Source organism: Bradyrhizobium sp. AZCC 1588 (assembly GCF_036924735.1).
Taxonomy (GTDB): Bacteria; Pseudomonadota; Alphaproteobacteria; order Rhizobiales; family Xanthobacteraceae; genus Bradyrhizobium.
Genome location: NZ_JAZHSC010000001.1, coordinates 6,195,398 through 6,220,230 on the forward strand (window position 1 = coordinate 6,195,398; position 24,833 = coordinate 6,220,230).

At 63.0% G+C, this 24,833-nt stretch carries 27 protein-coding genes; 13 read left to right on the forward strand and 14 right to left on the reverse strand.

Features of this window, described 5'->3' with window-relative positions:
* Positions 1-78 precede the first annotated feature (78 nt).
* Positions 79-435 carry a PilZ domain-containing protein gene (locus V1277_RS28750; protein ID WP_334419195.1) on the reverse strand — a complete coding sequence of 119 codons (357 nt, stop codon included), beginning with the start codon at positions 433-435 and terminating at the stop codon, positions 79-81.
* A 273-nt stretch (positions 436-708) separates the two neighbouring features.
* Here V1277_RS28750 and V1277_RS28755 point away from each other — a divergent pair, with 273 nt between their 5' ends.
* The 4 genes from V1277_RS28755 to tsaA all read left to right on the forward strand — a co-directional run bounded on the left by V1277_RS28755 (position 709) and on the right by tsaA (position 3,486).
* The gene (locus V1277_RS28755; RefSeq protein WP_442894530.1) at positions 709-1,623 is read left to right on the forward strand and encodes a transglycosylase SLT domain-containing protein; all 915 of its coding nucleotides are present in this window, start codon (positions 709-711) and stop codon (positions 1,621-1,623) included.
* A gap of 205 nt (positions 1,624-1,828) precedes the next feature.
* A complete protein-coding gene (locus V1277_RS28760; RefSeq protein WP_334419197.1) occupies positions 1,829-2,572 on the forward strand; it encodes an AzlC family ABC transporter permease in 744 nt (247 codons plus the stop codon).
* Positions 2,569-2,913 carry an AzlD domain-containing protein gene (locus V1277_RS28765; RefSeq protein ID WP_334419198.1) on the forward strand — a complete coding sequence of 115 codons (345 nt, stop codon included), beginning with the start codon at positions 2,569-2,571 and terminating at the stop codon, positions 2,911-2,913. Before V1277_RS28760 ends, V1277_RS28765 begins: the two co-directional genes overlap by 4 nt.
* Before the next feature lie 81 nt (positions 2,914-2,994).
* Positions 2,995-3,486 carry a tRNA (N6-threonylcarbamoyladenosine(37)-N6)-methyltransferase TrmO gene (gene tsaA / locus V1277_RS28770; RefSeq protein WP_334419199.1) on the forward strand — a complete coding sequence of 164 codons (492 nt, stop codon included), beginning with the start codon at positions 2,995-2,997 and terminating at the stop codon, positions 3,484-3,486.
* 267 nt (positions 3,487-3,753) lie between these two features.
* Here tsaA and V1277_RS28775 read toward each other — a convergent pair whose 3' ends face one another.
* From V1277_RS28775 to V1277_RS28790, 4 genes are all read right to left on the reverse strand, one after another.
* Entirely contained in the window at positions 3,754-4,176 is a 423-nt protein-coding gene (locus V1277_RS28775; protein WP_334419200.1) for an HIT family protein, read from the reverse strand.
* 52 nt (positions 4,177-4,228) lie between these two features.
* The gene (locus V1277_RS28780) at positions 4,229-5,467 is read right to left on the reverse strand and encodes a GNAT family N-acetyltransferase (protein ID WP_334419201.1); all 1,239 of its coding nucleotides are present in this window, start codon (positions 5,465-5,467) and stop codon (positions 4,229-4,231) included.
* 108 nt (positions 5,468-5,575) lie between these two features.
* A complete protein-coding gene (locus tag V1277_RS28785) occupies positions 5,576-6,328 on the reverse strand; it encodes a glycerophosphodiester phosphodiesterase (RefSeq protein WP_334419202.1) in 753 nt (250 codons plus the stop codon).
* Between the two features lie 15 nt (positions 6,329-6,343).
* The gene (locus tag V1277_RS28790; RefSeq protein ID WP_334419203.1) at positions 6,344-6,811 is read right to left on the reverse strand and encodes a RidA family protein; all 468 of its coding nucleotides are present in this window, start codon (positions 6,809-6,811) and stop codon (positions 6,344-6,346) included.
* A 253-nt stretch (positions 6,812-7,064) separates the two neighbouring features.
* Between V1277_RS28790 and V1277_RS28795 the strand changes: the two genes are divergently transcribed.
* The 5 genes from V1277_RS28795 (at position 7,065) to V1277_RS28815 (ending at position 12,046) form a co-directional block, all read left to right on the forward strand.
* Complete coding sequence (locus tag V1277_RS28795; RefSeq protein ID WP_334419204.1) at positions 7,065-7,931, forward strand: cell envelope integrity EipB family protein; 867 nt, start codon at positions 7,065-7,067, stop codon at positions 7,929-7,931.
* Positions 7,932-8,462: 531 nt separating this feature from the next.
* A complete protein-coding gene (gene pdhA, locus V1277_RS28800) occupies positions 8,463-9,548 on the forward strand; it encodes a pyruvate dehydrogenase (acetyl-transferring) E1 component subunit alpha (protein WP_442894606.1) in 1,086 nt (361 codons plus the stop codon).
* Positions 9,541-10,521, forward strand: a complete 981-nt coding sequence (locus V1277_RS28805) for an alpha-ketoacid dehydrogenase subunit beta (protein ID WP_334419206.1) — start codon at positions 9,541-9,543, stop codon at positions 10,519-10,521. Before pdhA ends, V1277_RS28805 begins: the two co-directional genes overlap by 8 nt.
* Positions 10,522-10,540: 19 nt before the next feature.
* A complete protein-coding gene (locus V1277_RS28810; protein WP_334419207.1) occupies positions 10,541-11,653 on the forward strand; it encodes a dihydrolipoamide acetyltransferase family protein in 1,113 nt (370 codons plus the stop codon).
* Positions 11,654-11,752: 99 nt separating this feature from the next.
* The gene (locus V1277_RS28815; protein ID WP_334419208.1) at positions 11,753-12,046 is read left to right on the forward strand and encodes a GYD domain-containing protein; all 294 of its coding nucleotides are present in this window, start codon (positions 11,753-11,755) and stop codon (positions 12,044-12,046) included.
* A gap of 134 nt (positions 12,047-12,180) precedes the next feature.
* Here V1277_RS28815 and V1277_RS28820 read toward each other — a convergent pair whose 3' ends face one another.
* Complete coding sequence (locus V1277_RS28820) at positions 12,181-12,528, reverse strand: hypothetical protein (protein WP_334374897.1); 348 nt, start codon at positions 12,526-12,528, stop codon at positions 12,181-12,183.
* A gap of 299 nt (positions 12,529-12,827) precedes the next feature.
* Here V1277_RS28820 and V1277_RS28825 point away from each other — a divergent pair, with 299 nt between their 5' ends.
* Entirely contained in the window at positions 12,828-13,229 is a 402-nt protein-coding gene (locus V1277_RS28825; protein WP_334419209.1) for a RidA family protein, read from the forward strand.
* 136 nt (positions 13,230-13,365) lie between these two features.
* On the opposite strand, the gene V1277_RS28830 is transcribed toward V1277_RS28825, so the two are convergent.
* The gene (locus V1277_RS28830; protein ID WP_442894531.1) at positions 13,366-14,691 is read right to left on the reverse strand and encodes a DNA polymerase IV; all 1,326 of its coding nucleotides are present in this window, start codon (positions 14,689-14,691) and stop codon (positions 13,366-13,368) included.
* Positions 14,670-14,969, reverse strand: a complete 300-nt coding sequence (locus V1277_RS28835; RefSeq protein WP_334363175.1) for a DUF3572 domain-containing protein — start codon at positions 14,967-14,969, stop codon at positions 14,670-14,672. The genes V1277_RS28830 and V1277_RS28835 overlap by 22 nt, the downstream gene beginning before the upstream one ends.
* A gap of 228 nt (positions 14,970-15,197) precedes the next feature.
* Between V1277_RS28835 and V1277_RS28840 the strand changes: the two genes are divergently transcribed.
* Complete coding sequence (locus tag V1277_RS28840) at positions 15,198-15,563, forward strand: response regulator (protein ID WP_027538546.1); 366 nt, start codon at positions 15,198-15,200, stop codon at positions 15,561-15,563.
* Positions 15,564-15,575: 12 nt separating this feature from the next.
* Positions 15,576-16,949 carry a PleD family two-component system response regulator gene (locus V1277_RS28845; protein ID WP_334374901.1) on the forward strand — a complete coding sequence of 458 codons (1,374 nt, stop codon included), beginning with the start codon at positions 15,576-15,578 and terminating at the stop codon, positions 16,947-16,949.
* Positions 16,950-17,095: 146 nt separating this feature from the next.
* On the opposite strand, the gene V1277_RS28850 is transcribed toward V1277_RS28845, so the two are convergent.
* The 3 genes from V1277_RS28850 to V1277_RS28860 all read right to left on the reverse strand — a co-directional run bounded on the left by V1277_RS28850 (position 17,096) and on the right by V1277_RS28860 (position 20,597).
* Complete coding sequence (locus tag V1277_RS28850; protein WP_334419211.1) at positions 17,096-18,322, reverse strand: serine hydrolase domain-containing protein; 1,227 nt, start codon at positions 18,320-18,322, stop codon at positions 17,096-17,098.
* Between the two features lie 148 nt (positions 18,323-18,470).
* Positions 18,471-19,754 carry an IS4 family transposase gene (locus V1277_RS28855; RefSeq protein ID WP_334414870.1) on the reverse strand — a complete coding sequence of 428 codons (1,284 nt, stop codon included), beginning with the start codon at positions 19,752-19,754 and terminating at the stop codon, positions 18,471-18,473.
* Positions 19,755-19,988: 234 nt separating this feature from the next.
* Positions 19,989-20,597 carry a TetR/AcrR family transcriptional regulator gene (locus V1277_RS28860; RefSeq protein WP_442894532.1) on the reverse strand — a complete coding sequence of 203 codons (609 nt, stop codon included), beginning with the start codon at positions 20,595-20,597 and terminating at the stop codon, positions 19,989-19,991.
* Positions 20,598-20,730: 133 nt separating this feature from the next.
* Here V1277_RS28860 and V1277_RS28865 point away from each other — a divergent pair, with 133 nt between their 5' ends.
* Positions 20,731-21,963 (forward strand): MFS transporter, encoded by a 1,233-nt coding sequence (locus V1277_RS28865; protein ID WP_334374903.1) that lies wholly within the window; start codon positions 20,731-20,733, stop codon positions 21,961-21,963.
* A gap of 203 nt (positions 21,964-22,166) precedes the next feature.
* Here the strand turns inward: V1277_RS28865 and rpmG are convergent, their stop codons facing one another.
* The 3 genes from rpmG to V1277_RS28880 form a co-directional block, all read right to left on the reverse strand.
* Positions 22,167-22,334, reverse strand: a complete 168-nt coding sequence (gene rpmG / locus V1277_RS28870; RefSeq protein WP_007603295.1) for a 50S ribosomal protein L33 — start codon at positions 22,332-22,334, stop codon at positions 22,167-22,169.
* 187 nt (positions 22,335-22,521) lie between these two features.
* Positions 22,522-23,847 (reverse strand): LLM class flavin-dependent oxidoreductase, encoded by a 1,326-nt coding sequence (locus tag V1277_RS28875; protein ID WP_334419212.1) that lies wholly within the window; start codon positions 23,845-23,847, stop codon positions 22,522-22,524.
* Between the two features lie 234 nt (positions 23,848-24,081).
* A complete protein-coding gene (locus tag V1277_RS28880; protein WP_334419213.1) occupies positions 24,082-24,819 on the reverse strand; it encodes an NUDIX hydrolase in 738 nt (245 codons plus the stop codon).
* Positions 24,820-24,833: the final 14 nt, after the last annotated feature.

The following is a 24,833-nucleotide window of genomic DNA, read 5'->3' on the forward strand; positions in this document are numbered from 1 at the left end:
GTTCGACCGAGCGACGCGACGAGAGAATGCAAAAAGGCCGGCTCGACAGCCGGCCTTTTTCTTTGGCGTCTTGCAGCTTCAGCGCTCGTTGAGCAACTCGTCGATCCGGCGCTGGAGCTGCCGCTTCTTGATTTCGCTTCTGCGCAGCCGCTCCTCGAGATCGGAGACCGGCTCGGCAGGGCTTTCCGCCCTGAATGCGACGCCGACAAAGTTGTCGCGCCACCAGATGACCCTGGCGAGGAAAGAGCGGCCCTTGCGCGCGATGCGCAGCGAGAGCTGCTCTTTCGGCAACTGCACGTCATTGCTGAATTCGATGGTCGCGCCGTGATCGGAGATATTGCGGACGATGCATTCGCGCGTCGCGCCGCATTCGCCGATCTCGGCGACGCCGCCATACATCACCTTGTCGCGCACGCTCTCGCGCCGGTCCTGCATTGAAAGTCTCCCAAAAAAGTGAGGAGACTTTTACCCCGCTTTGTTGCCCGTAAAAGTCCGGCCGCCGCAAAATGCGGCGTTAACGTAAATTAACGCCGGTTCCGATGGCGGGGATTTCGGAGCAATTGCAACGCAAAAAAGGCGGCGCGCAGCGGAAAGGCGGCGGATCCACCTGCAAGCCATGATCGTTTGACCAACGTTTTCACCGCAATGCGCATTCCCGGATTGCGAACTGCCATGCAAAGAGATCGGTTTCTTCGCGCCCTATGGTGCATGCTGTGGCTTTTGTCCTCAGTTGCGAACGCCTTCGCCGAGGACGCGGGTGAGGCTACCCGGTCGAGCGCGACAGCTAGCCAAAAGCCGGCCACCGCGCGCGAGAGCGAGGCGCGCGAAGCGATGTGCCTGATGATCGAGTCGGCGGCGAGGGCGTCGGACCTGCCGCTGGAGTTCTTCGCGCGCGTGATCTGGCAGGAGAGCCGCTTTCAGTCGGATGCGGTCGGGCCGGTGACGCGGAGCGGCGCGCGGGCGCAGGGCATTGCCCAGTTCATGCCGGGAACGGCGAACGAACGCGGCCTGCTCGATCCCCTCAATCCCGTGCAGGCGCTGCCGAAATCGGCCGAGTTTCTCGACGAGTTGCGCAACCAGTTCGGCAATCTCGGACTCGCCGCCGCGGCGTACAATGCTGGCCCTCGGCGCGTGCAGGAATGGCTGGCCGGCGCCGGCGGGATGCCGCAGGAGACCCGCAGCTACGTGATCGCCATCACCGGTTCGACGGTGGAGGAGTGGGCCGCGGCGGGACGAAGCGGCAAGATACCGGAGCTAGCCCGGACCTCGAGCTGCCGCGAGTTGATGGCGCTTTTGAAACAGGCGCCCAATCCCTTTATCGCCGGGCTCGAGCAGCGCGTGAAGCTCGCCGCCGCGAAGGTGTGGGGCGTGCAGCTCGCCGCCGGCTTTTCCCGCGACAAGGCGCTTGCGATGTATGGGCGCGCGGTCTCGCGCCTTTCGAGCGCGATCGGCAATCGCGACCCCAGCATTCTCGCCTCGCGCCTGCGCAGCCGCGGCCCGGCGACGTTCTACCAGGTGCGCTTCGGCGCCGACACACGCGGCGAGGCCGACGACCTCTGCAACCGCATCCGCAAGGCGGGCGGGGCGTGCTTTGTGCTCAGGAACAGGGGCGTGTCGGGTTGAGTTTACTTGCTCCGTCATTCCGGGATGGTGCGTAAGCACCAGACCCGGAATCTTGAGATTCCGGGTTCGATGCTTCGCATCGCCCCGGAATGACGGCGTGTATTGTCGTCCATCGCATAGCCGCCCTGAGCCTTGGCTTAGTTGACGCAGGCCGCTTTCGCCAGCCCTATGCCCCGCGACGACTCAAACCTCCATCCGGTCATCCGTGGCGCTGCCTCCAATCGACTCTCCCCAATGGAAAAGCCCCATCCGCGCCTTCGCATGGGGCGTGAGTTCGGTTGCGTCCACGGTGCTCACGCTGGTGCTGTTTGCGACCTATCTCGGCATCGGCGCGCTGGCCCATGACAGCCATTTCAGCCTCGGCTGGGTGCTCGGCAGCACGCTGCTGGTCTGGGCGGGGCCGGCGCAGATCATCCTGATTTCGACGCTCGGCTCCGGGGCGACCGCGGTGCAGGCGGCGATTGCGGTGACTGTGAGCGCGATCCGGCTGTTTCCGATGGTGGTATCGGTGTTGCCTCTGATGAAGACGCCCAAGACCAGGCGCCGGCATCTCGTGTTGGCGACGCATTTCATTGCCGTCACGCTTTGGGTCGAATGCTATCGGCTGCTGCCAAAAGTGCCGCGCGAGCGGCGGATTGCGTTCACGCATGGGCTCGGCTGCGGACTTGTCACGGTATGCATGATCGCGACCACGCTTGGCTACGCACTTGCCGCCAAGCTGCCGCCGCTGTTTGCGGCGGCGATCCTCTTGCTAACGCCGCTGGCGTTCCTGCTGTCGACGGCACGCAACTGCAAGCAGGTGTCGGATGTGCTGGCGCTGGTGCTGGGGCTTTCGTTGTTTCCGCTGGTGTCGATGCTGCATACCGGCGTCGATATCCTGATCAGCGGCGTCACCGCCGGCAGCATTGCCTACGGCGTGCACTGGTGGCGGGAGAGGGCGCGCGCATGAGCGAGTTTTTCGGCAGCCCGCACGCGCTGTTGGTCCTCATGCTTGCAGGTTTCCTGCCCAACGAGATCTGGCGGATGGCCGGGCTGTGGTTCGGCGCCGGCGTCGACGAGGGCTCGGAAGTCCTGGTGTGGGTGAGGGCGGTGGCGACCGCGATTCTCGCCGGCGTCATCGCGCAAATCCTGGTGCAGCCGCCGGGCGCGCTGGCCGGCGTGCCGGACTGGCTGCGCTATGGCGCAGTCGCCGCAGGCTTTGCGGTGTTCATGCTGACGCGACGCTCGATCTTTGCCGGCGTGGTCTCCGGCGAGATCATCCTTCTGGTCGGCAAATGGTGGCTCGGTTGATTGCATGGCCCATAATCCGGTACTGTCCCGCCCGACAAGAAAAGTTGCACGCGATCGGTACCCATCTCACTGGATTAGGCAATGGTTCAGGATACCAAGCTCCGCGAGGGCGAAGTTACCGTCGACATGCCGCCGGCCCGCGATGCTGGGCTGGTCTTCATCGGCCGCATCCGCACGCCCTGGAAATCACGGCTGGAGACACCGCGACAGGGCCGCCACGACGGCCCGGTCTGCCGGCTGGAGATTTTCGAGCCCTGGGTGCCTGCGATCAAGGGCGTCGACTTCTATGAAAATCTCGAGGTGATCTACTGGCTGCATCACTCGCGCCGCGATCTGGTGCTGCAGAGCCCGAAGAACAACCAGAAGACCCGCGGCACCTTCTCGCTGCGCTCGCCGGTGCGGCCGAATCCGATCGGCACGTCGATCGTGAAGTTCGTCGGCGTCGAAGACAACGTCATCCTGGTGCGCGGCCTCGACTGCCTCGACGAAACGCCGCTGCTCGACGTCAAGCCGGACCGCTGCGAGTTCTCGCCGCCGGCGGTAGCGAAGAGCGGGGATGTGGAGGGGGAGTAGTCAGCCGTCATTCCGGGGCGTCGCGCAGCGACGAGCCCGGAATCCATCGTGCACCTTGTGAGCTGCGAAACAAGGATTTGGATAAACAAGCGGGCTGATATGACCTTGAGAGCGGGAGGACGACGAACAGGTCGGGGTATGTCGTCTTCCAGGATGACCATCAGGTAGTCGCGGAACCGTTTCGCGATGATCAACGAAGGTAACACGTGGATGAATGGATTCCGGGCTCGCGCCAAGTGGCGCGCCCCGGAATGACCAAGTATTGGGCTACCCCAGCGCCGCCATCAGCTTGGTCGCGTTGTCTTCCAGCACCTTCACATCTTCCTTGCGGCTCGCCGGCGGCAACAGCGCGACGCCGTCATGGCGCGGCATGATGTGCATGTGCAGGTGAAACACGACCTGGCCCCCGGCGGGCTCGTTGAATTGCTGCACGGTGATGCCGTCGGCCTTGAACGCCTTCATGGCGGCGGCGGCGATCTTGTGGGTGGCACGCGCGACATGGGCGTAGTCGTCGGGCGTGATGTCAAGGATGTTGCGGGCAGGGACTTTTGGAATCACCAGCGTGTGGCCCGGCGAACGCGGCATGATGTCGAGGAAGGCCAGCACATGGTCGTCCTCATAAACCTTGTGGCAGGGAAATTCGCCGCGCAGGATTTTTGCGAAGGGGTTGTTGACGTCGTAGGCGGGCATGGGCTTCTTCCCTCAAGGTTGATCTCAAATCTCACGTCGCCGGCTCAACCGGTCAAGGCTCATCGGCGGCCTTGCGGAACGGGCCGGCCTCGGTCAGTTCCCGTCCGACCTCCGCGACATAGGCGCGCTCGCGCTTCAGATAGTCGGCAATCGCGCGGCGCAAATCGGGATCGGCGATGAAATGCGCGGAATAGGTGGTTTGCGGCAGGTAACCGCGGGCCAGTTTGTGCTCGCCCTGCGCGCCGGCCTCCACGATCCTGAGGCCGCGCTCGATCGCAAAATCGATCGCCTGATAGTAGCAGACCTCGAAATGCAGGAACGGGTGATGCTCGACCGCGCCCCAATTGCGGCCGAACAGTGTGTCCGAGCCGATAAAATTGATAGCACCTGCGATCCAGCGGCCGTTGCGCTTGGCCATCACCAGGAGCACGTCGCGGCTCATGCTCTCGCCGATCAGCGAGAAGAATTTTCGTGTGAGATAGGGGCGACCCCATTTGCGCGAGCCGGTCTCCATATAGAACGCGAAGAACGCATCCCACGTGTCCTCGGTGATATCGGCTCCAGTCAAGCGGTGGATGGTGATGCCGGCGGCCACCGCCTCGCGTCGCTCGCGCTTGATCGCCTTGCGGTGGCGCGAATTCAGCGAGTTCAGGAAATCGTCAAAACTACCGTAGCCCTCGTTGTGCCAGTGAAACTGCTGGTCGTTCCGTTGCAGGAAGCCATGCTGACCCAACAACTTCGCTTCCGCCTCGCGGGCGAAGGTCACATGCACGGAGGAGGCGTTGGTCGCGTTGCACAGCGCCATTAGCCCGCGCGCCAGCGCCGAGCCGATCTGTTTGCGGTCGACGCCGTCGCGGACCAGAAGTCGGGGGCCGGTGGCAGGCGTGAACGGCACCGAGACCTGCAGTTTGGGATAATAACGTCCACCGGCGCGCTCATAGGCATCCGCCCAGCCGCGGTCGAAGACATATTCGCCTTGCGAATGGGCTTTCAGATAGCACGGCACGACGCCGACGATCTCGCCGTTGAGCCGTGCCAGCAGATGCCGGGGGCCCCAGCCCGTGCGGGCGCAGGCCGAGCCGGAAGCCTCGGCGGCAGCAAAAAATGCGTGGGAAACGAAAGGGTTATAGGCCGGCTTTGCAGCGGCGCACGAGCCGTTCCGCGCAGCCAGCGTGTCCAGGTTTTCGAGGCCGTTCGGGTCGCCCGCCGGATTTGCGCAGGCGTCCCAATCCGCAGCTTTGATGTCGCTGACGGAGGGGACGGCTTCAAGGGTGATTTCGGATGATGCCATCTAGAAATTCAAACCGGTCCCATCATGCGATCAGCCAGCGCGCATGGCGACCAACGCCCTGCAAAGATCGTGCATCGGGCAGGCGAGTTCAAGGTGGCGCTGACAGCATCAGGTTCCCGGCAGGAACCCCTCGAAGATCATCTGGTCGGCGTAGCGTGCCGCCTGCGCACGCTGCTCCGGTGTGCGCACGGTCCAGGCCAACAACGGCAGGCCTAAGACGTTGCGGGCGATCCAGGGCGCGGCCGCGGGCAGCTCATTCACCCAATAGGCAACGAAATGCGGCCGGGTGCGAAAAGCGTGGCGCAGATGCGTCATGCCGCGGCGCTGCTCCGCTGACGCTTCCGGCCACTCCTCGGCGGTATAGTCGTGCTCGGCTACGATGCCGCGGGCGCGGCCAGGGATCAGTTCGCGCAACGCCACCACCTGATCCGGATCGAACGACATCCCGACCGCGGGGCCGTCATAGGAGGCGAGCACCTCCGCCATCCGTTTCACCAGCCGGCGGTCGCCGTCGAAATGGCTTTTCACCTCGATCACCAGCGGCACGCGGCCTCCGACAAGCGAACAGAGATCGCCGAGCGTCATCATCTGTTCCGGCGTATCCTTGAAATTGACGGCCTTGAGTTCGGCCGCGGTCATACCGAGCAACGCGCCGGAACCGTCGGTGAGGCGGCCGAGCGCATTGTCGTGATGGACCATCGCCTCGCCGTCGGACGAAAGCTGGATGTCGCATTCGATGGCGAAATTGCCGTCGACGGCGGCCTGCGCGGCCGCCGGCATGTTTTCGACGATGCCACGCGAAATATCATGCAGGCCGCGATGAGCGACCGGCCTTGCCGTCAGCCAGTCCGGCGCGCGCACGAGAGCCGCTCCGCTTCAGGACACTTCGAAGATCGCGTCGACCTCGACGGCCGCATCCGAGGGGAGCGACGCGACGCCGACCGTGGTGCGGGCGTGCCGGCCCTTGTCGCCAAACGCAGTGACCATCAGGTCGGAGGCGCCGTTGAGCACCTTGGGTCCGTCGAGAAAATCAGGCGCGGAATTGATGAAGCCGCCGAGCCTGACCACGCGGACGACCTTGTCGAGATCGCCGAGCGCCGCCTTGACCTGGGCCAGCAGGTTGACGCCACAGCCCTCCGCCGCGGCGTAGCCCTGTTCGATCGTGACGCCGGCCCCGAGCTTGCCCTTGGCGATCAGCTTGCCTTCGGCGTTGGCGCAGACCTGGCCGGAGACGAACAGCAGGTTTCCCGAGCGCACGAAGCCGACATAGTTCGCCATGGGGGTGCGCGGCTCGTTAAGGACGATGCCTTGTGCCGCCAGCTTCTGTTCGACCGTACCCGCCATGTTTGCATCCCCGCTTGATGTGACCGTTCCTGACCTGCGGTCAGGCGCGCATTGTTTCGCGCATCGCGCTTTGTCTTGCAAGCGACGGTGGAGCTTCCGTCCAGCATGGCGATCGAGGCGGATCGTGCCCGAAAATGCCAAAAAACGGCGCGCCTCGGCCTCGAATTCTTGCGTTTTCGTGGCACCGCCCTAGTTGCGGCGCAATGGGCCCGTCACTAATGTAATCGAATCTCCCTCGAGGAAAAAATAAAACATGGCTAGCTCGTTCCCGATTCCGGTTCGTGCTTTGGTATTTTCGGCTGCTGCCACCTTGCTCTCAGGCTTGGCAAACGGTCCGGCACTGGCTGGCGCCAGCGGGCCGTTTCTCGCTCACCAGGCGATGTATGAATTGAAGCTGGTCAAGTCGCGCGGATCCAATGCGATATCGGGTGCGCGCGGGCGCATTCTCTACAATTTTTCAGGCAGCGCCTGCGAGGGCTACACCTCCGAATTCCGCCAGGTGTCCGAACTTGACAGCGGCGAGGGCAGGCTGACGCTGAGCGACCTTCGCTCGCATTCCTGGGAAGATGCCGCCGGCAAGAGCTATCGCTTCAAGATCGACACCCGCATGAACGATACCGACTCCGCGCCGGTCGACGGCGTGGCGGAACGGGTCGGCGACCGCATCACGGTCAAGCTGAAACAGCCGGTTGCGAAGACGTTCGAGCTCGACGGCAAAGTCGTGTTCCCGACCGAGCAGATCCAGCACATCATCGCCGCCGCGCGCGCGGGCAAGTCGGTGCTGGAGCTGATGGTCTATGACGGCTCGGATAATGGCGAGAAGGTCTACAACACGCTTTCGGTGATCGGGAAGCCGATCCCGGGCACCCAAAGCATTGCCACGCCCGACCCCTCGACCGCCAACGACCAGATGAAGGCGCTGACCCGCTGGCCCGTGACCGTGAGCTATTACGACCGCGACGCCAAGGCGAAAGACGGCGAGCAGACGCCGGTTTACGCGATGTCGTTCGAGCTGTTTGAGAACGGCGTCTCCCGCGCGCTGGTGCTCGATTACAACGATTTCGTGATTGCCGGCGCCATGGGGCGGTTCGACGTCAGGGATCCCAAACCCTGCAAGTGACAGGCGAAAGCCCGTCATCCCGGGGTGCGCTTAGCGCGAACCCGGGATCTCGAGGTTCTGGGCTTGGTCCTTCGGACCGTCCTGCCGGATCGTACCCGAGAGACCGCGCCCGCGCCTCAAAACGTTTAGTTGATGTCACCCGCGCGTGAAGTCGCCGGGCTTCAATCCGAGCGCTTTGACAGCCGGCGCCGGAAGCGGCCCCCAGGCCTCGACCCTTTCATTCGGGGCCATCATTGCTGCGATGATTGCCTCGGCCTTTGCCGGATCCCGTTCAGCCACATAGTAGACCGAGCGAACGGGTGCACCGCCTCCCAACGGTTCAGTCGTTACGAGGACAACCTGACCATCTGCCATGGTTTGATATACCACTGACGCGGTGTCATTTCCACGATGGGCCGCCCCCGCGAGCCCGCGGTGCAGCAACGGCCATACAAGATGGGCGCGCCCATCTTGTATTGTTCCCGCCCAGCACCAATTACGAATTGTGGGATGCAGAATCGCTCTGGGAGCGAGGACGTGGCCAGCAAAAAAATGACAGACGGAGGACTTCCCGTCATCGCGCGCTTTGAGGTGCGCCACCGCAATTACCTCGCGCCAGACGGCTCGATTAACCGACCGCTCCCTGCATTCGCCTCCGATGCCAACCTCATCACCGCGCTCTATCGAGCGATGCTGCTGCTGCGCAACTTTGACCGAAAGGCTGTCGCGTTGCAGCGCACCGGCCGGCTCGGGACGTACGCCGTTTCGCTCGGCCAGGAGGCGGTGTCGGTCGGGATAGCCAGCGCGATGCGCGCAGAGGACGTCCTGTTGCCCTCCTATCGCGACAATGGCGCGCTGATCTGGCGTGGCGTCAAGCTGGAGGAGATCCTGCTGTTCTGGGGAGGGGACGAGCGGGGCAATCAATTCTCCGGACCGGTCGAGGATTTCCCGTTTTGCGTTCCCGTGGGATCGCAGGCGCCGCATGCCGCCGGCGTTGCCTATGCCTTCAAGCTGCGCAAGCAGCCGCGTGTCGCCGTATGCATGTTCGGCGATGGCGCCACTTCGAAGGGTGATGTCTACGAAGCGATGAATTTTGCCGGGGTGCATAGATTGCCGGTCGTGTTCGTCGCCACCAACAATCAATGGGCTATTTCCGTCCCGTTACGACTGCAGACCGGTTGCGAAACGCTGGCGCAGAAAGCCATCGCCGCCGGCTTCATCGGCGAGCAGGTGGACGGCAGCGATGTTGTGGCGATGCGCGCAGCGGCCGAAGACGCCATTGCCGCGGCCCGTGAGGGCCAGGGCCCGCGCTTCATCGAGGCGGTCACCTACCGGCTCGGCGATCATACGACCTCCGATGACGCATTACGCTATCGTTCGGCTGACGAAGTCCAGGCCCGTTGGAAAGAAGAGCCGATTGCGCGCCTGAGGAGCTATCTCGTCGGTCAAAAAATGTGGAGCAAGGCGCAGGAGGAGCAGCTCGCCGCGGAGTGCCATGAGCACGTCGAGGCGGCGGTTGAGCGCTACCTGGCAACGGAGCCGCGCCGACCCGAAACCATGTTCGATCATCTCTATGCCGAGCTGCCCGAGACGTACGCCGCGCAGCGCCGCCAACTCGCGGGAGAGGGCGATGCCTGAAATGACGTTGGTCGAGGCCGTCAATCTGGCGCTCGCCCGCGCGATGGAGGATGACCCTGATGTCGTCGTGCTTGGCGAAGATGTCGGCATCAACGGCGGCGTCTTCCGCGCAACCGTTGGCCTGCAAACGCGCTTCGGCCCGGAGCGGGTCATCGATACACCGCTTGCCGAACTCCTGATCAGCGGGCTCTGTGTCGGCATGGCGGCGCAGGGGTTGAAGCCCGTCGGCGAGATCCAGTTCATGGGGTTTCTGTATCCCTGCATCGATCAACTGGTGAACCACGCCTCCCGATTCCGTAACCGCACCCAGGGGCGGCTCACCTGCCCAATGGTTCTGCGGACGCCGCATGGCGCCGGCATTCGCGCGCCGGAGCATCATTCGGAAAGCACCGAGGCGATGCTTGCCCATATCCCCGGCTTGCGCGTCGTCATTCCCTCGTCGCCGGAACGCGCTTACGGGCTGCTGCTCGCCGCGATCCGCGATCCCGATCCGGTGGTGTTTCTGGAGCCGACCCGCATCTACCGCGCGGCGAAAGGTGAGGTGGAAGATAACGGTGAGGCTTTTCCGCTGGATGTTGCCTTTGTCCAGCGGGAGGGCCGCGACGTCACGTTGATTAGCTGGGGTGCGATGCTGAAGGAAACCATGGCGGCGGCCGACGCGTTGGCTGCCGACGGCATCGCCGCCGAGGTGATCGATCTCGCCACGCTCAAGCCTTACGATGAAGCCACGGTGCTCGGTTCGGTCGCAAAAACAGGGCGGTGTGTCATCGTGCACGAGGCGACGCGCACCGGCGGATTCGGAGGCGAGATCGCGGCGCTGATCGCCGAGCGCGCTCTGACCTCTCTGCTCGCACCTGTGGCCCGCGTCACCGGCTACGACACGATCATTCCGATGGCGCGGCTTGAGCAACACATGATGCCGTCGGTCGGTCGTATCGTCACGGCCGCGCGCAAAGCGTGCCAGTTCAGTTGATTGCCAGCGGGTTTATCCCATGCGCCAGTTCGTATTGCCGGATCTGGGAGAGGGCCTCGAAGAGGCGGAGATCATGAACTGGTATGTCAACGAAGGCGATCACGTCGTTACCGATCAGCCACTGGTTTCGGTCGAGACCGACAAAGCCGTCGTCGAGGTGCCGTCACCGTCGAGCGGACGCATCCTGCACCTGTTTGGCGCCAAGGGAGACGTGGTGAAGGTCGGCGCACCGCTTGTCGAGTTTGCCGAAGGCCCCGAGCAAGACACCGGCACCATCGTCGGCGAACTTGGCGCTGGCGAGCCGCCGCCGGCGGCAGCGGCACCTTCCGGGCCAGCGGCTGGACAGAAAGCCCAGGTGAAAGCGCAAGTGTTTCCCGCGGTGCGCGCGCTCGCCCGCAAGCTCGACGTCGACCTCGATCTGATCGAAGCCACAGGACCCGGCGGCACCATCACGCGCGCGGATGTGGAACGGGCTGCCAAGGGCTTGTCCCATACCGGACCTGCCGAACCCTTGCGCGGTTTGCGGCGCGCGATGGCTCAGCGCATGACAGCGGCTCATGCCGAGATCGTTCCGGCCGGCGTCACCGACGAGGCCGATATCGACGATTGGCGAACCGGCGAGGACGTGACGATCCGACTGGTGCGCGCGATCGCTGTCGCCTGCAAGACGGAGCCTTCGCTCAATGCCTGGTACAATTCCGACGCCGGTGAACGGCGTCTGATCGACCGTATCGATCTCGGCATCGCCGTCGATACCGGGGGTGGTCTTATCGTTCCTGTGTTGCGCAATGTCGCCGAGCGGGACGTATCTGACCTGCGAACCGGGCTTGACCGGATGCGGGCGGACGCCGTCGCGCGCTCGATACCTCCGGGAGAGTTGCGCGGCGCCACGATTACGCTGTCGAATTTCGGAATGATCGGAGGCCGCTTCGCCAGCCTGATCGTCGTACCGCCGCAAGTGGCGATCATAGGCGCCGGCCGGATTACCCAAGGGGTGGTCGCCTATCGAGGTCAGCCGGCGGTGAGGCGCGTGCTGCCGTTGTCGCTTACCTTCGACCATCGCGTCGTGACAGGCGGCGAAGCCGCTCGCTTCCTGGTAGCGCTCAAAGCGGACCTTGAGCAGTTTTCGTGAGACAGCCGTGCGCAGGGCATCCACGAGCGCTGATCTATGGATGGCCGCGAAGAGGCGACCAGGAGGTTCGGTTAAGCCCGACAATCAGGGAGAGCCAGGATGGTAACTTACGTCGTGCTCGCCAACTTCACCGATCAGGGAGTCCGGAGCGCAAAGGACTCGCCGAAACGGGCAGAGGCTTTCAAGAAAATGGCCGAGACATTCGGAATTACGGTAAAGGAGCTGTTCTGGACGCAGGGACGCTACGACATTGTGACGATCCTCGATGCGCCGGATGAATTTTCCGCCATGACGCTTAGCTTGAGCCTCGGCGCCTTGGGCAATGTTCGCACCGAGTCGTTGCGAGCCTTCTCGGTGGAGGACATGACCAAGGTCGTCGGCAAGATGCTCTGACAGCCGCTGCACAAGTCGACCGTCTTCTGAAGCCGAGGGCTGGCGTTTGCCGTCATGCCATGAGGATGGGCCTGTTGCGCGCTCGGAAAGACGCCGCGCGGGTGACGACGGCGAGGCTCTCATCACGATCTGCGTCAGGGACTTGGCGACTTCTGCTCGACTTCCTGAGCAGGGGGCTGCTCCGAAAGTGCCGCTTGGCGGTCATACTCCTCAGGTTCGAACTGTTCCTTGAAGATCGCTCGCAGCAACCGCCAGAGTTCACGGTGGCCCGCGGTTTGACCGCCTTGCGACAGATACTCCGCGATATCCATTACGTCCGTTCTATAGTCCGCCGCCCCGCGAATACGCGGATCCATGTAGGTCCACTCATGTTCGACGTACAAGCGCTTGGTGTCGGTGTCGAAGACCAGGTTCCAAAGATCCAGCTCGGTGGTTTCCGGGCCTTTGACCAGCCGATGCAACTCCCGTTTTAAGATGGCCATGTTCCGTTCCTTCCGCGTAGGGTTTCGTGGAACGCATCCGGGCCTGTGGGGCTCCCTGCAAGTTGGAGACCTAATAGAAATCTGATCATTCCTTGCCGGTTCAAGACCGCATAGTTGAGTATCTTGCTTTGAGGGTGGGCAAATTCGGCGTCAGGGATTCCAAGCCCTGCAATTAAGGGGGCTCGTCCTCGGGGCAGGCCTTGGGACGCGTGCTGCGCATCCTGCGATAACGAGTCTGGTCGAGAGCACCCGACCCGGATACGCTTCGGACGAACCATGCACGTCAGGGAGGCGCAAACATGAGCAAGCTCGAAAAACTTCGGCCAAGCGGACTTCACCACAATCCGGCCTACTCCCACGTCGTCGTCGCTTCGGGCGCGCGCACGATCTACATCGCGGGCCAGGTGTCCACCGACGAGGAGGGGCGGGTGGTCGGCGAGGGTGACCTGGCCGCGCAGACGACCCAAGTGATGCAGAATATTGGGCTGGCGCTGAAAGCGGCCGGTGCGAGTTACGCTGACATCGTGAAGATCACCACCTTCGTCGTCGGCTATAAACCGGAGCTCCGTCCGATCATCGGCAAGGCGCGCTCGGTCTTCTTTGAAGGCATGGAGCCGCCGGCGAGCACGCTCGTCGGTGTAACGGCGCTCGCGGCCCCTGAATGGTTGATCGAGATTGAGGCAGTGGCCGTCGTCGATTGAGGTCGTCATTGCGAGCCAACGGGTCTCGCGAATGCGCGCCCGATGACAGGCTCCGCGAAGCAATCCATGGCGCGGCATAACGGCTAGATGGATTGCTTCGTCGCTTTGCTCCTCGCAATGACGGGGAGAGAGCGGTCTACTCTTCCTCCTCGTCCTCCTCCTTCGCCGGTCCCTGATACGCAATGCCTCGGATCACGGCGGCATTGCCGAACTTCTTGCGCAAGTCATCCATCGCGCGCTCGGCGTGGGCCGAGCGGCGGTCGAGCATGTCGATGTCATCGGCCCGCGATCCCTCGCGCAGCGCGCTGACGCCTGTGCCCATCAGGCGGAAGGCGGTGCCGTCGATCTCCTTGGCCAGCATTTCGCGCGACACCGCAAAGATCTTCGCGGCGAGCTGGGTCGGCGCTTGAATCGATTGCGAGCGGGTGCGCTGCCTGAAATCGGCGGTCTTCAGCTTCAGCGTGATGGTGAGGCCTGCAAGATTGCCGTTCTTCAGTCGGGACGACACCTTTTCCGACAGCCGCCACAACAACCGTTCCAGCGTGGCGAAATCGCGGATGTCGTTTTCGAAGGTGGTTTCGCTCGATATCGTCTTGGCGCCGCGGTCGGGGACCACGCTGCGGTCGTCGATGCCGCGCGCCAGCCGCCACAGCCGGCGGCCTTCGCCGCCGAACTGCTTCATCAGCTCGACCTCGTCGGCGCGCTGCAGGTCCGCAATGATGCGAAACCCCCGCTGCAGCAGCTTTTCCTGGGTCGCGGGACCGACGCCGTAGATGAAGCCGACCGGCTTGTCGGCGAGCATCTCGCGGGCCTCAATCTGGTCGAGGGCGGCAAAGCCGCGCGGCTTGTCGAGATCGGAGGCGATCTTGGCCAGGAACTTGTTGCAGGACAGGCCGACGGAAACCGTGATGCCGATGTCGCGCTCGACCTCGCGGGCAAAGCGCGCCAGCACTTTTGCGGGGATCATGCCGTGAACACGCTGCGTGCCGGAAAGATCGAGAAACGCCTCGTCGATCGAGAGCGGTTCCACCAGCGGCGTCAGCGTCTGCATGGCATGCCGGACCTCGCGGCCGACGCGGACATATTTGGCCATGTTTGGCGGGATCACGGCCGCCTGGGGGCAGAGCGCCAGCGCCTTGAACATCGGCATCGCCGAGCGCACGCCATAGGTTCGCGCGACATAACAGGCAGCCGACACCACGCCGCGCTTGCCGCCGCCGATGATCACGGGCTTGTCGGCAAGTTCCGGATTGTCGCGCTTCTCGACCGTGGCGTAGAACGCGTCGCAATCGATATGTGCCAGCGTCAGCGAGGGCAGGGCGTGGTGGCGGACCAGGCGCGGGGAACCGCATTCATTGCATCGCCTTGCCTTGATATCGAGGTCGCCGAGGCAATCCCGGCAAAACGCGCGCGGACCGTCCAGGGCTGGCGCCTGCGCGCTCACGGCACGTCGCGCTCCCAATGCGGATCGCCGAGCACCTGGCGCGCGGCGGCGATATTGGTCGGGTGCAGTTGCGAGGCGCTCGCAAATGCCTTCACCGTTGCGTCGTCCCGCATCACAAAGTCCAGCACCGAAGCCAGAAATTGCGGGTCGGTAGCGGCCGTGCGCAGCGTCTCCGGACCGATGCCGGTTTCAGCCAGGAACAGGCCGAGCCGCTCGGGATCGCCGGCGATGAAACTCAGCGCCTGAACCGCAACGATTTCAGCCACTTCGCGAGGGTTGTGAACAGGCTTTTTCAATAGATCGTTTGCCTTTCCGTTAACTTATGGTCTCTAATTTGGGAACCATCATGCCCGAGTCTGCGGAGTGTGTTCAACAATCGGACCGCTTCGTAAAAGTTGGCGCATCGATTTAACGGCTTAGAGCGAATCTGGCGCTAGTTTGAATTCAGTTTTCGACAGGGGGCGGCGTCGGTGCAAGACGTGCCGAAAGGCCGGACTTGTTTCCTGGGATGAGGGAGGGACGGGATGGCGAAAACCGTCCTGATCGTGGAGGACAACGAGCTCAATATGAAGCTCTTTCGCGATCTGTTGGAAGCGCATGGCTATCAAACCTCTGGCACCAGCAATGGTTTTGAGGCGCTCGATCTCGTCCGCAAGCTGCGCCCTGATCTGATCCTGATGGATATCCAGCTTCCGCAGGTGTCGGGCCTCGAAGTGACACGCTGGATCAAGGACGATCCGGAGTTGCGCGCCATTCCGGTGGTTGCCGTCACCGCGTTTGCGATGAAGGGCGACGAGGAGCGCATCCGCGAAGGCGGCTGCGAGGCGTATCTGTCCAAACCAATTTCCGTCGGCAAGTTTATTGAAACCGTACGGCGTTTTATCGGGTAGGGGTGAGTTTCGATGTCTGCGCGTATCCTTGTCGTCGATGACGTTCCCGCGAACGTCAAGCTGCTGGAAGCCCGGCTGTCGGCCGAATATTTCGACGTGCTGACCGCTTCCAACGGCGCCGAGGCGCTCGACCTCTGTTCGCGCTCCGAATGCGACATCATCCTGCTCGACGTCATGATGCCGGACATGGACGGGTTCGAGGTCTGTCGCCGGCTGAAATCCAACCCCGCCACCCATTTCATTCCCGTCGTGATCGTCACCGCGCTTGACAGCCCGTCCGATCGCGTCCGCGGGCTGGAAGCCGGGGCCGACGATTTTCTCACCAAGCCGGTATCCGACATCGTTCTGATCGCGCGCGTTCGGTCACTGACGCGGCTGAAGATGATGACCGATGAGCTGCGCATGCGCGCCATCACCTCGCTCGAGATCGGCATGGAAGCGCCCGAGCGCAGCGCGATTGCCGACAAGGGCGTCGGCGGGCGGATCCTGCTTGTCGACGACCGGCCGTCGTCCTACGAGCGGCTGGCGCCGATCCTTGCCGCCGAGCACACCGTCGACGTCGAAATCAATCCGGCGGAAGCGCTGTTTCACGCCGCTGACGGCAATTACGATTTGCTGATCGTCTCTCTCAGCCTGGAGAATTACGACGGCCTGCGGCTGTGCAGCCAGGCGCGCTCGCTGGAGCGCACCCGACAGTTGCCCATTCTCGCCATCTCCGACGCCGACAACAATGCGCGACTGCTGCGTGGGCTCGAAATCGGCGTCAACGATTATCTCCTGCGTCCCGTCGACAAGAACGAACTGCTGGCGCGGGCGCGCACCCAAATCCGCAAGCGACGCTATACCGACCACCTGCGCGACAACGTGCAGAACTCGATCGAAATGGCGATCACCGACGCGCTGACCGGGCTGCACAACCGCCGCTACATGGAAAGCCATCTCTCGACGCTCGTCGAACAGGCCTCGAGCCGCGGCAAGCCGCTCGCTCTGATGATCCTCGACATCGACTTCTTCAAATCCATCAACGACACCTATGGCCACGACGCCGGCGACGACGTGTTGCGCGAGTTCGCCGTGCGCATCCGCAAGTCGATCCGCGGCATCGATCTCGCCTGCCGCTATGGCGGCGAGGAATTCGTCATCGTGATGCCGGAAACCGACCTGACCGTCGCCGGCATGGTTGCCGAGCGCCTGCGCCGCTCGATCGCCAGCGAAACCTTTGCCGTCAACAAGGGCACCAAGCGGATCGACGTCACGATCTCGATCGGCCTGGCGACGCTGGACCACAAGGGCGAGCCGGTCGCCGACGTGCTCAAGCGCGCCGACACCGCGCTCTATCGCGCCAAGCACGACGGACGGAACCGGGTGGTATCGGCGGCGGCGTAGGCCATGGCGCTCAGTTGCTCCACCGGTCGTCATACCCCGCGCAGGCGGGGTATCCAGTACGCCGCGGCTTCTCCGCTCAACAACCAGCGTCTCTGGAATACTGGATCACCCGCCTTCGCGGGTGACGACAGCCGTTGTGTGGATGCTTACGCGGACGCCCGCATTTCTTCGCGGCCTTGCTTCACCGCCTCATACGCCAGCCGCTTGAACTCGAACGAGAACGGATGGACGAACGACATCTGGCGCTGCGCCATCATCACGCCGGCCATGTTGAGCTTCGGCGAGATCCACCATTGGGTGCCGGCGACGCCGCCCCAATAGAGTTCACCTGCGGCATCCGGGTGATCGAACGCTGAGGGCTTCAGGATCAATCCGCCGGCCAAGCTAAACGCCTTGCCGGGCTGCTCTCCCATCAACGCAAAGCGGATCCACTGACCCTCGGGCAATTGGTTGGTCAGCATCAGCGCAATCGTTTCGGGCTTGAGCAGGGTCGGCCCGCCGGGCAGCAGGCTTCGGATCAGCGCGACCATGTCGGGCAGGGTTGAAACCAGGCCGCCGCCGCCGCTCAGTCTTGCGATCGGGCGCAGATAAGCGCCGGGGAAGGGCGAGTTGTCGGTTCGGGTCAATCCCGCCTTCATCGGCTCCATCAGGTCCGCACCGGCGTAATAGGCGACGAGCCGGCCCTGATCCTTTTCCGGCACGACGAAGCCGGTATCGACCATGCCGAGCGGGTCGAGAATGCGCGCCTGGATGAACTTGTCGAAACTCTGGCCGCTGATGACTTCGACCAGCCGCCCCAGCACGTCGGTGGCCAGCGAATATTCCCACGACGTGCCGGGCTGATAGATCAGCGGCAGGCCGGCCAGCACGTCCACCATGTCGGCCAGCGTTGTCATCGGATTGTGGACGCCGCGCTCGTTAAGCGCCTGGTAGATGGCGGTGCCGGGATCGAAGAAGCCGTAGCTCAGGCCGGAGCTGTGGCTGAGCAACTGACGGATGGTGATCGAGCTCTTCGCAGGTTCGATGTCATCCAGCGAGCTGGCGCCGTGCCGCAGTACTTGGCGATTTCCGAGCTGCGGAATGAATTTTTCGATTGCGTCGTCGAGCCTGAGTTTACCTTCCTCGAACAGCAAGAGCACGGCGCAGGAGGTGATCAGTTTGGTGTTGGAGAAGACGCGGAAGATGTGATCGGTGCGGAGCGGCGTCTGCGCTTCCTTGTCGGCCCAGCCGACGCAATTCGCGTCGACGAGGTCGCGCCCGACCATGACCGCCCAGGAAATGCCTGACAGGAGGTTGTTGTCGATATAGCGCTGCATGGCCGCGCGTGCTGGTTTGAAGTCGTAACCGTTTGCGGTCACTTTCAGGTCTTCCATTGTCGCTCCCTTATCGCCGCTTTCTCTGGCGTCGTCCCTGCGAACGCAGGGACCCATAACCACCGATGCTGCTTGTAGCAAAGGTGACTACCACATCGGCCCATTGAAAAGCCACGGCGTATGGGTCCCTGCGTTCGCACTAGGGTTTCTACGCATTTTCGAGGGCTCTGCCAGCGACGATGATTTGGAAGCGAGCCATTCCGTTGTGGAAGGTGATTGGTCCGGGTGGCCGATGCGAGGCGTAGCCGGTCCATCCGCCGAGCTTGGCGATGATCCATGCCGCCCACTGAAGAGTGTAGGGGTGATGCGGGTTCTTCTGAAGCTCGGTCCTGCCTTTCATGGTTCTGTTGATGGCGGCAAGTGTTTCGATTTCTTCTGGCGTGAAGGCGCATTTGACCGGCAATTGTCCACCACCATTGCGGGCCTGAACGAGCTGAATGACGATACATGCTGCTTTAGTGGCGATCGCCACGAGCTTGATCAGGGCTTCGGCGCTTTCGAGCTGACTGTCCTCGATACGCAGACCCTGGTTCTTCAGCGAGCGAAACAACTGTTCGATGATCCAGCGCTGCTTGTACCAGGAGACGATCCGCCAGGCATCGGCCGCATTGGCGATCGAATGAGTGGTCAAGAGCAGCCAATGAACGGGCTCAGCCCCCTTCGGGGGGTGCAACTCGACGACTTCCACGAAGCTGACTTCGACACGCTCCGGCAGGTCCTTCACGCCGGGGCGCGCCGGCCGCTTGAGCACGATGGTTCCGAAGCGCAGCGAGAGGTGGGCTTGGCGACCGCGACGATCCATCCGCTGCGGCAGATCGATCACCGCCTTGTTGCAGAAGCGGGCTCGCTCCACCGCTTGATAAAGTGTTCTGCCGTCGGCCAGCGCATGATCATGCATGGCCCGCGTCAGCAGGTGGACGTTGTCGCCGGGCGTCAACGCCCAGTGCGCAAAGAACTCCCCCTCACGGTCATTGATGACAGTGATCATGCGCGCTGCAGCCAAAACCTCGCAGCCCTGCTCGGCCGTCGTCACCCAGCGCGCCGATTCCTTGTTGGCCAACTCACGCTCGTCGTGAGGGGTCTTAACCGTGCCCCTGCGCGTCCACACCTTGCCGCCGGTGAGGCCGAGGCAGGCCCCGCTGTCGGCATCGACCGCCATCATGGCATGCAGCAACACGCCGCGGGCATTGCCTTTGCCGACTTTGCCCAGTCTACGCCGACGTCCCTGCCGCGTTTGAAACTTGACCTCGCTGGTGTCCTGGATCGCCAGCACATGACGCCCGCTGACCACGGTCGCCGTCTGCCTGCTCCAGCCTTCAATCAGTTGATCGGTCGTGACTTGCGGATTGTTCACGAACCGCCAGTACGCCATGTACGCGGCCCAGTCACCCTGCGCCATCTGGCGCAAGCAGACGCTGCGCGTGCAAAGCATAGCCTGAACAAACGCCGCCCCCTTTTATCGAGGCGAACGTCGCCAAACTCGCCAAGTGATAAATCCGGCTCTCGCTGCATCTCCGACGCTCCTTCGAATCAAAGCGTCAGAAACAGAATCATACAAACCGCAAAGCGGGATAACATCATGACGCACCGAGTCAATCTGTCGCGCCAGACGTGTAGAAACCCTAGTGCGTTCGCAGGGACGACGGTGGAGAGAGCCTCAAGAGGCCTACTTTGACTGCTGTTTCTTCGCCGTGCGTTTGTGCGTGGCTGCAGCCCCACCCACCTTCACCCCCGCATTCCTGAGCAGCACCGTTGCGGCTTCCTTTGCCGCGCGCGCCATCGCGGGATCGTTGCGGACGAGATCCTGCGCGATCGAGCCGTCGACGAGCAGAGCGAGCTGCGTCGCCAGCGCATCCGCTTGGCGGATGCCGAGTTGCACCAGCAGGTCGCGAAACCAGAGGCGGCGGCTTTCCTTGAACTCGACCGCAACCTTTCGGACCGACCGATCCTCGCCGAGTTCGGCCACCGCGTTGACGAAGGGACAGCCGCGAAAATCTTTTGCCGAAAAGCGCCGCTCCAGCGAATCGAAAGTGCCGAGAATTTGCTCGATCGGCGACTTGTCGGAAGGCCGCGGCGCCACGAAGCGCCGGGCCAGATAGGCCGAAATCAGCGCATCCTTCGACGGGAAATGATTGTAGAGCGTGCGCTTGCTGATGCCGATTTCGGCCGCGATGGTGTCGACGCCGACCGCGCGAATTCCCTGCAGATAGAACAGCCTATCCGCGGTTTCCAGAATCCGTTCCTTCATCACCGGTTTGGCGGGCAGGGTAGCCATGCGAATGCGTGGGTCACCGTTTGCTTGACAGCAGCGCCCCTTATAGCCCAGGTACACAGGTCTGTGTACCTATTTCAGATGCCAATTGCAGGACGCGGCGTTCGAATCGCGCCCCTTAGGGAGAATAAAAACAATGGCCCTGCTGCAAATCCTGCGTCCGACGCTGCCCATCCTGATCGGCGCATCCATCATGCTGACGCTGAGCATGGGGTTGCGGCAGTCGCTCGGCATTTTCATGCAGCCGCTGACGCAGGATATCAAAATATCGATTTCCGACTTCACGCTGGCAATCGCGGTGCAAAACCTCGCTTGGGGATTTTTGCAGCCGCTCGCCGGGGCGTTGACCGTGCGCTACGGCTTTCGCGCCATCATGGTGGTCGGCGCGCTGCTCTATGTCGCCGGCCTAGCCTTGATGGCGGGAGCGAACGGCGTTCTCGCCGTCATGATCGGCGGCGGTGTGTTGATCGGCACGTCGCTGGCATGCACCGCGGCGGCGATTGCGATGTCGGTTGCGGCGCGCGCCGTTCCTGCGTCGGTGCGTTCCACCGTGCTCGGCCTGGTGTCGGGCGCCGGCTCCCTCGGCGCGCTATTGTCGGCGCCGATCGGGCAGATGCTCAATGAAGATTACGGCTGGCGGATCGGGCTGGTCGGCTTCGTGGTGCTGTCGCTCCTGATGATTCCCGCGGCCTGGTACGCGGGCAGGGTGGACAAGATCCCGTTGCCCAAGCCGACAGAAGACGAGATCGGCGACACTTCGGCCACCGCCGCAACGAAGATGGCGTTCGCCAACGCGTCTTTCGTGGTGATGACCGGCGCCTATTTCGTCTGCGGCATGCAGCTCGTCTTTCTCACCACGCACCTGCCGTCGTATCTGGCGATCTGTGGCATGGACCCGATGCTGAGTGCGCAGACGCTTGGCATGATCGGCGGCTTCAACGTGCTCGGCAGCATTTTCTTCGGCTGGGCCGGCCAGCGCTGGAACAAGCTGGCGCTGCTCGGCGGCATCTACATCTTCCGCTCGATCGCGCTCGCCTGGTATTTCACGCTGCCGCCGACGCCGGCAACTACGCTGCTGTTCGGCGCCATCATGGGCTTCCTGTGGATGGGCGTCGGCCCGCTGGTCGCGGGCGCGGTGGCGGAAATGTTCGGCCTGAAATGGCAGGCGATGATCCAGGGGCTCGCCTTCATGAGCCACCAGGTCGGCAGCTTCCTCGGCGCGTTCGGCGGCGGGGTGCTGTATGACGCGCTCGGCTCCTACACCATGGCGTGGCGGATCGGCGTCGCGCTTGGCCTGGCCGGCGGCATTGTCCAGGTCGCGTTCGCACTGATCCGGCCGAGCGGACCGCCGCAGATGCAGACGGCGTAGTCGGGGAGCGTTCCCAGGATGCTGCACAGCGCCGCACTTGCAGCGTGGTGCGCTGCTGATCCGGGGTCCATCCGCGGCTACCGTAGGTTCCGGCTCTGCGGTGTACCGCTGAAGAAGCGCTGCACCGCGTCCGGGGCACGGATAGTCAGGAATCAAAAACGGGGCCGCAAGGCCCCGTTCAAAACCGTCAGCGATTGGCTCGCTTACTTGATCTTCGCTTCGCGGAATTCGACGTGCTTGCGCGCGACCGGGTCGTACTTCTTCTTGACCAGCTTGTCGGTCATGGTGCGCGAATTCTTCTTGGCGACGTAATAGAAGCCGGTATCCGCCGAGGAAACGAGCTTGACCTTGATGGTGACCGCTTTGGCCATGTTCAGAACCTCAAAAATGGGGGTGTCAGGCGCCGGCCAAACCGGCCTGCATTTGCCGCGCAACCTAGCTTCTGATCGCCCAAAGTCAAGGTTTTCGGGGCAAAAACCGGCCTGATTCGAGGTCGAATCCATGTTTCGCGCGTATTCTGATCGCAAAACCGGTGCCCACTTTTGCGGAATGCGCGCGTTAACCCTCAAAGAACCGGTTTTTCGGCCTCGGCAGCCCCAAATTCTCCCGCAGCGTCTTGCCCTCATACTCTTTCCGGAAAATCCCGCGCCGCTGCAGTTCCGACACCACCTTGTCGACGAAATCGTCCAGTCCGGCCGGGAGAAACGGGAACATGATGTTAAAGCCGTCGCTGCCGCGGCTCATCAGCCATTCCTCCATCTGGTCGGCGATGGTTTGCGGCGTGCCGACAAAGGACAGTCCGCCATAGCCGCCGACGCGCTGGGCGAGCTGGCGCACCGTCAGCTTGTCGCGCGCAGCGGCATCGACGAGGCGCTGGCGGCCGCTCTTGCTGGCGTTGGTTTCGGGAATCGGCGGCAACTGGCCGTCGGGATCGAAGCCGGAGGCATCGGTGCCGAGCTGCACCGAGAGTGAGGCGATGGCGCTGTCGTAATGCACCATGCTGTCGAGCTTGGCCCTTTTCTCCTTGGCTTCCTCGACACTGTCGCCGACCAGGACGAAGGCGCCGGGCAGGATCTTCAGGTGCTCGGGGTTGCGGCCGATCTTCTCCATGCGGCCCTTGATGTCGGCATAAAGCTTCTGTCCGTCGGCAAGGCTGCCGCCGCCGGTGAATACGGCTTCCGCGGTTTCCGCCGCGAGCTGCTTGCCGTCCTCGGACGCGCCGGCCTGCACGATTAGCGGCCAGCCCTGCACGGGGCGGGCGATGTTGAGCGGGCCGCGCACGGACAGATGCTTGCCCTTGTGATTTAGCACGTGCATTTTGGCGGGATCGAAATAGAGGCCTTGTTCGACGTCGCGTGTGAAGGCGTCATCGGCAAAGGAATCCCACAGACCCGTCACCACGTCGTAGAACTCGCGCGCCCGCTTGTAGCGCTCGGCGTGCTCCATGTGATCGTCGAGCCCGAAATTGAGCGCAGCATCCGGATTGGAGGTGGTGACGATATTCCAGCCCGCGCGTCCGCCTGAGATGTGATCGAGCGAGGCGAAGCGCCGGGCCACGTGATAGGGCTCGTCGAAGGTCGTCGATCCCGTCGCGATCAGGCCGATATGTTCCGTCACGGCTGATAGCGCCGACAACAGCGTGAACGGCTCGAACGAAGTGACCGTGTGACTGCGTTTGAGCGCATTGATCGGCATGTTCAGCACGGCCAGATGGTCGGCCATGAAGAACGCGTCGAACTTGCCGGCTTCGAGCTTCTGGATCAGTTGTTTGATGCGCGAGAAATTGAAATTGGCATCGGGCCAGGCGCCGGGATAGCGCCATGCGCCGGTGTGGATGGAGACCGGCCGCATGAACGCGCCGAGCTTGAGTTGCCGCTGTGCCATTGCCCCGTTTCCGTAGCTGTTATTGTTGGAAAAGAGATAGGGAGGCGATTAGGGCGGCGCCAATGGGCCACGCTGAGAAGAATTTTGCAATTTGAGGGACTGGAAGAGGATATTCGGCGTGCCGCCAATACCGTCATTGCGAGCGAAGCGAAGCAATCCATAGCACCGCAAGCGTCGAGATGGATTGCTTCGTCGCTAACGCTCCTCGCAACGACGGGGAGAGAGCGGGGGACTCTACGCCCCCAATACGTCCTTCTGCATCTTGCCGCCGTAGAAATGAAAGAACGGCACCGGCGCGTCGTGGCGCAGCGGGCCGGTCGCAAGGCGGCGGTCGAGTTCGGCGAGCACGTTCTTGGTCATGGCGTGCGCGTCGGCGAGCGGCTGCGAGCCGATCTCGACCCATACCAGTTCAACCAGTTCGGCATCGGCGTGGATCACGCCTTCGACCCGGTGGGCGATGGCTGACGCGTCGGCCGTGAAGAAGCGCGTATCAAAACGGCGGACGCGGCCAGGCGGAGTGATCGCGCGCGCGATCAGGAACAGGCCGGACGGATCGGGCAGCAGGCCTGCTTCCGCAAACGGCTTCCAGGCGCCGTCGAGTTTCACGGGTTTGTCGACCTTGCATCCGAGGCAGAGGCCGGTTTCCTCGCAGGCCTCGCGGATCGCGGCAACCGCCAGCGCGCGCGCCCGCGATGGTGCGATCTTCGGACTGCCTTTGAGCAGATTGGCTTCGAGCTCTGAGGAAATCGGCGCGGCCACCGGAATGCGGTTATCCGACTTGTCGACGCGGCCGCCGGGAAAAACATATTTGCCCGGCATGAACACCACCTTGTCGTGGCGCTTGCCGACCAAAACTTTCGGTTTGTCGCCGGAGCGGTCGATCAGGATCAGCGTCGCTGCATCCTTGGGCCGGAAATAGGGATGATGATCGGCTTCCTTTTCTTCCTTTACGGCGGTCGCGGCGTCGTTCATTCCATCCCCGTCTT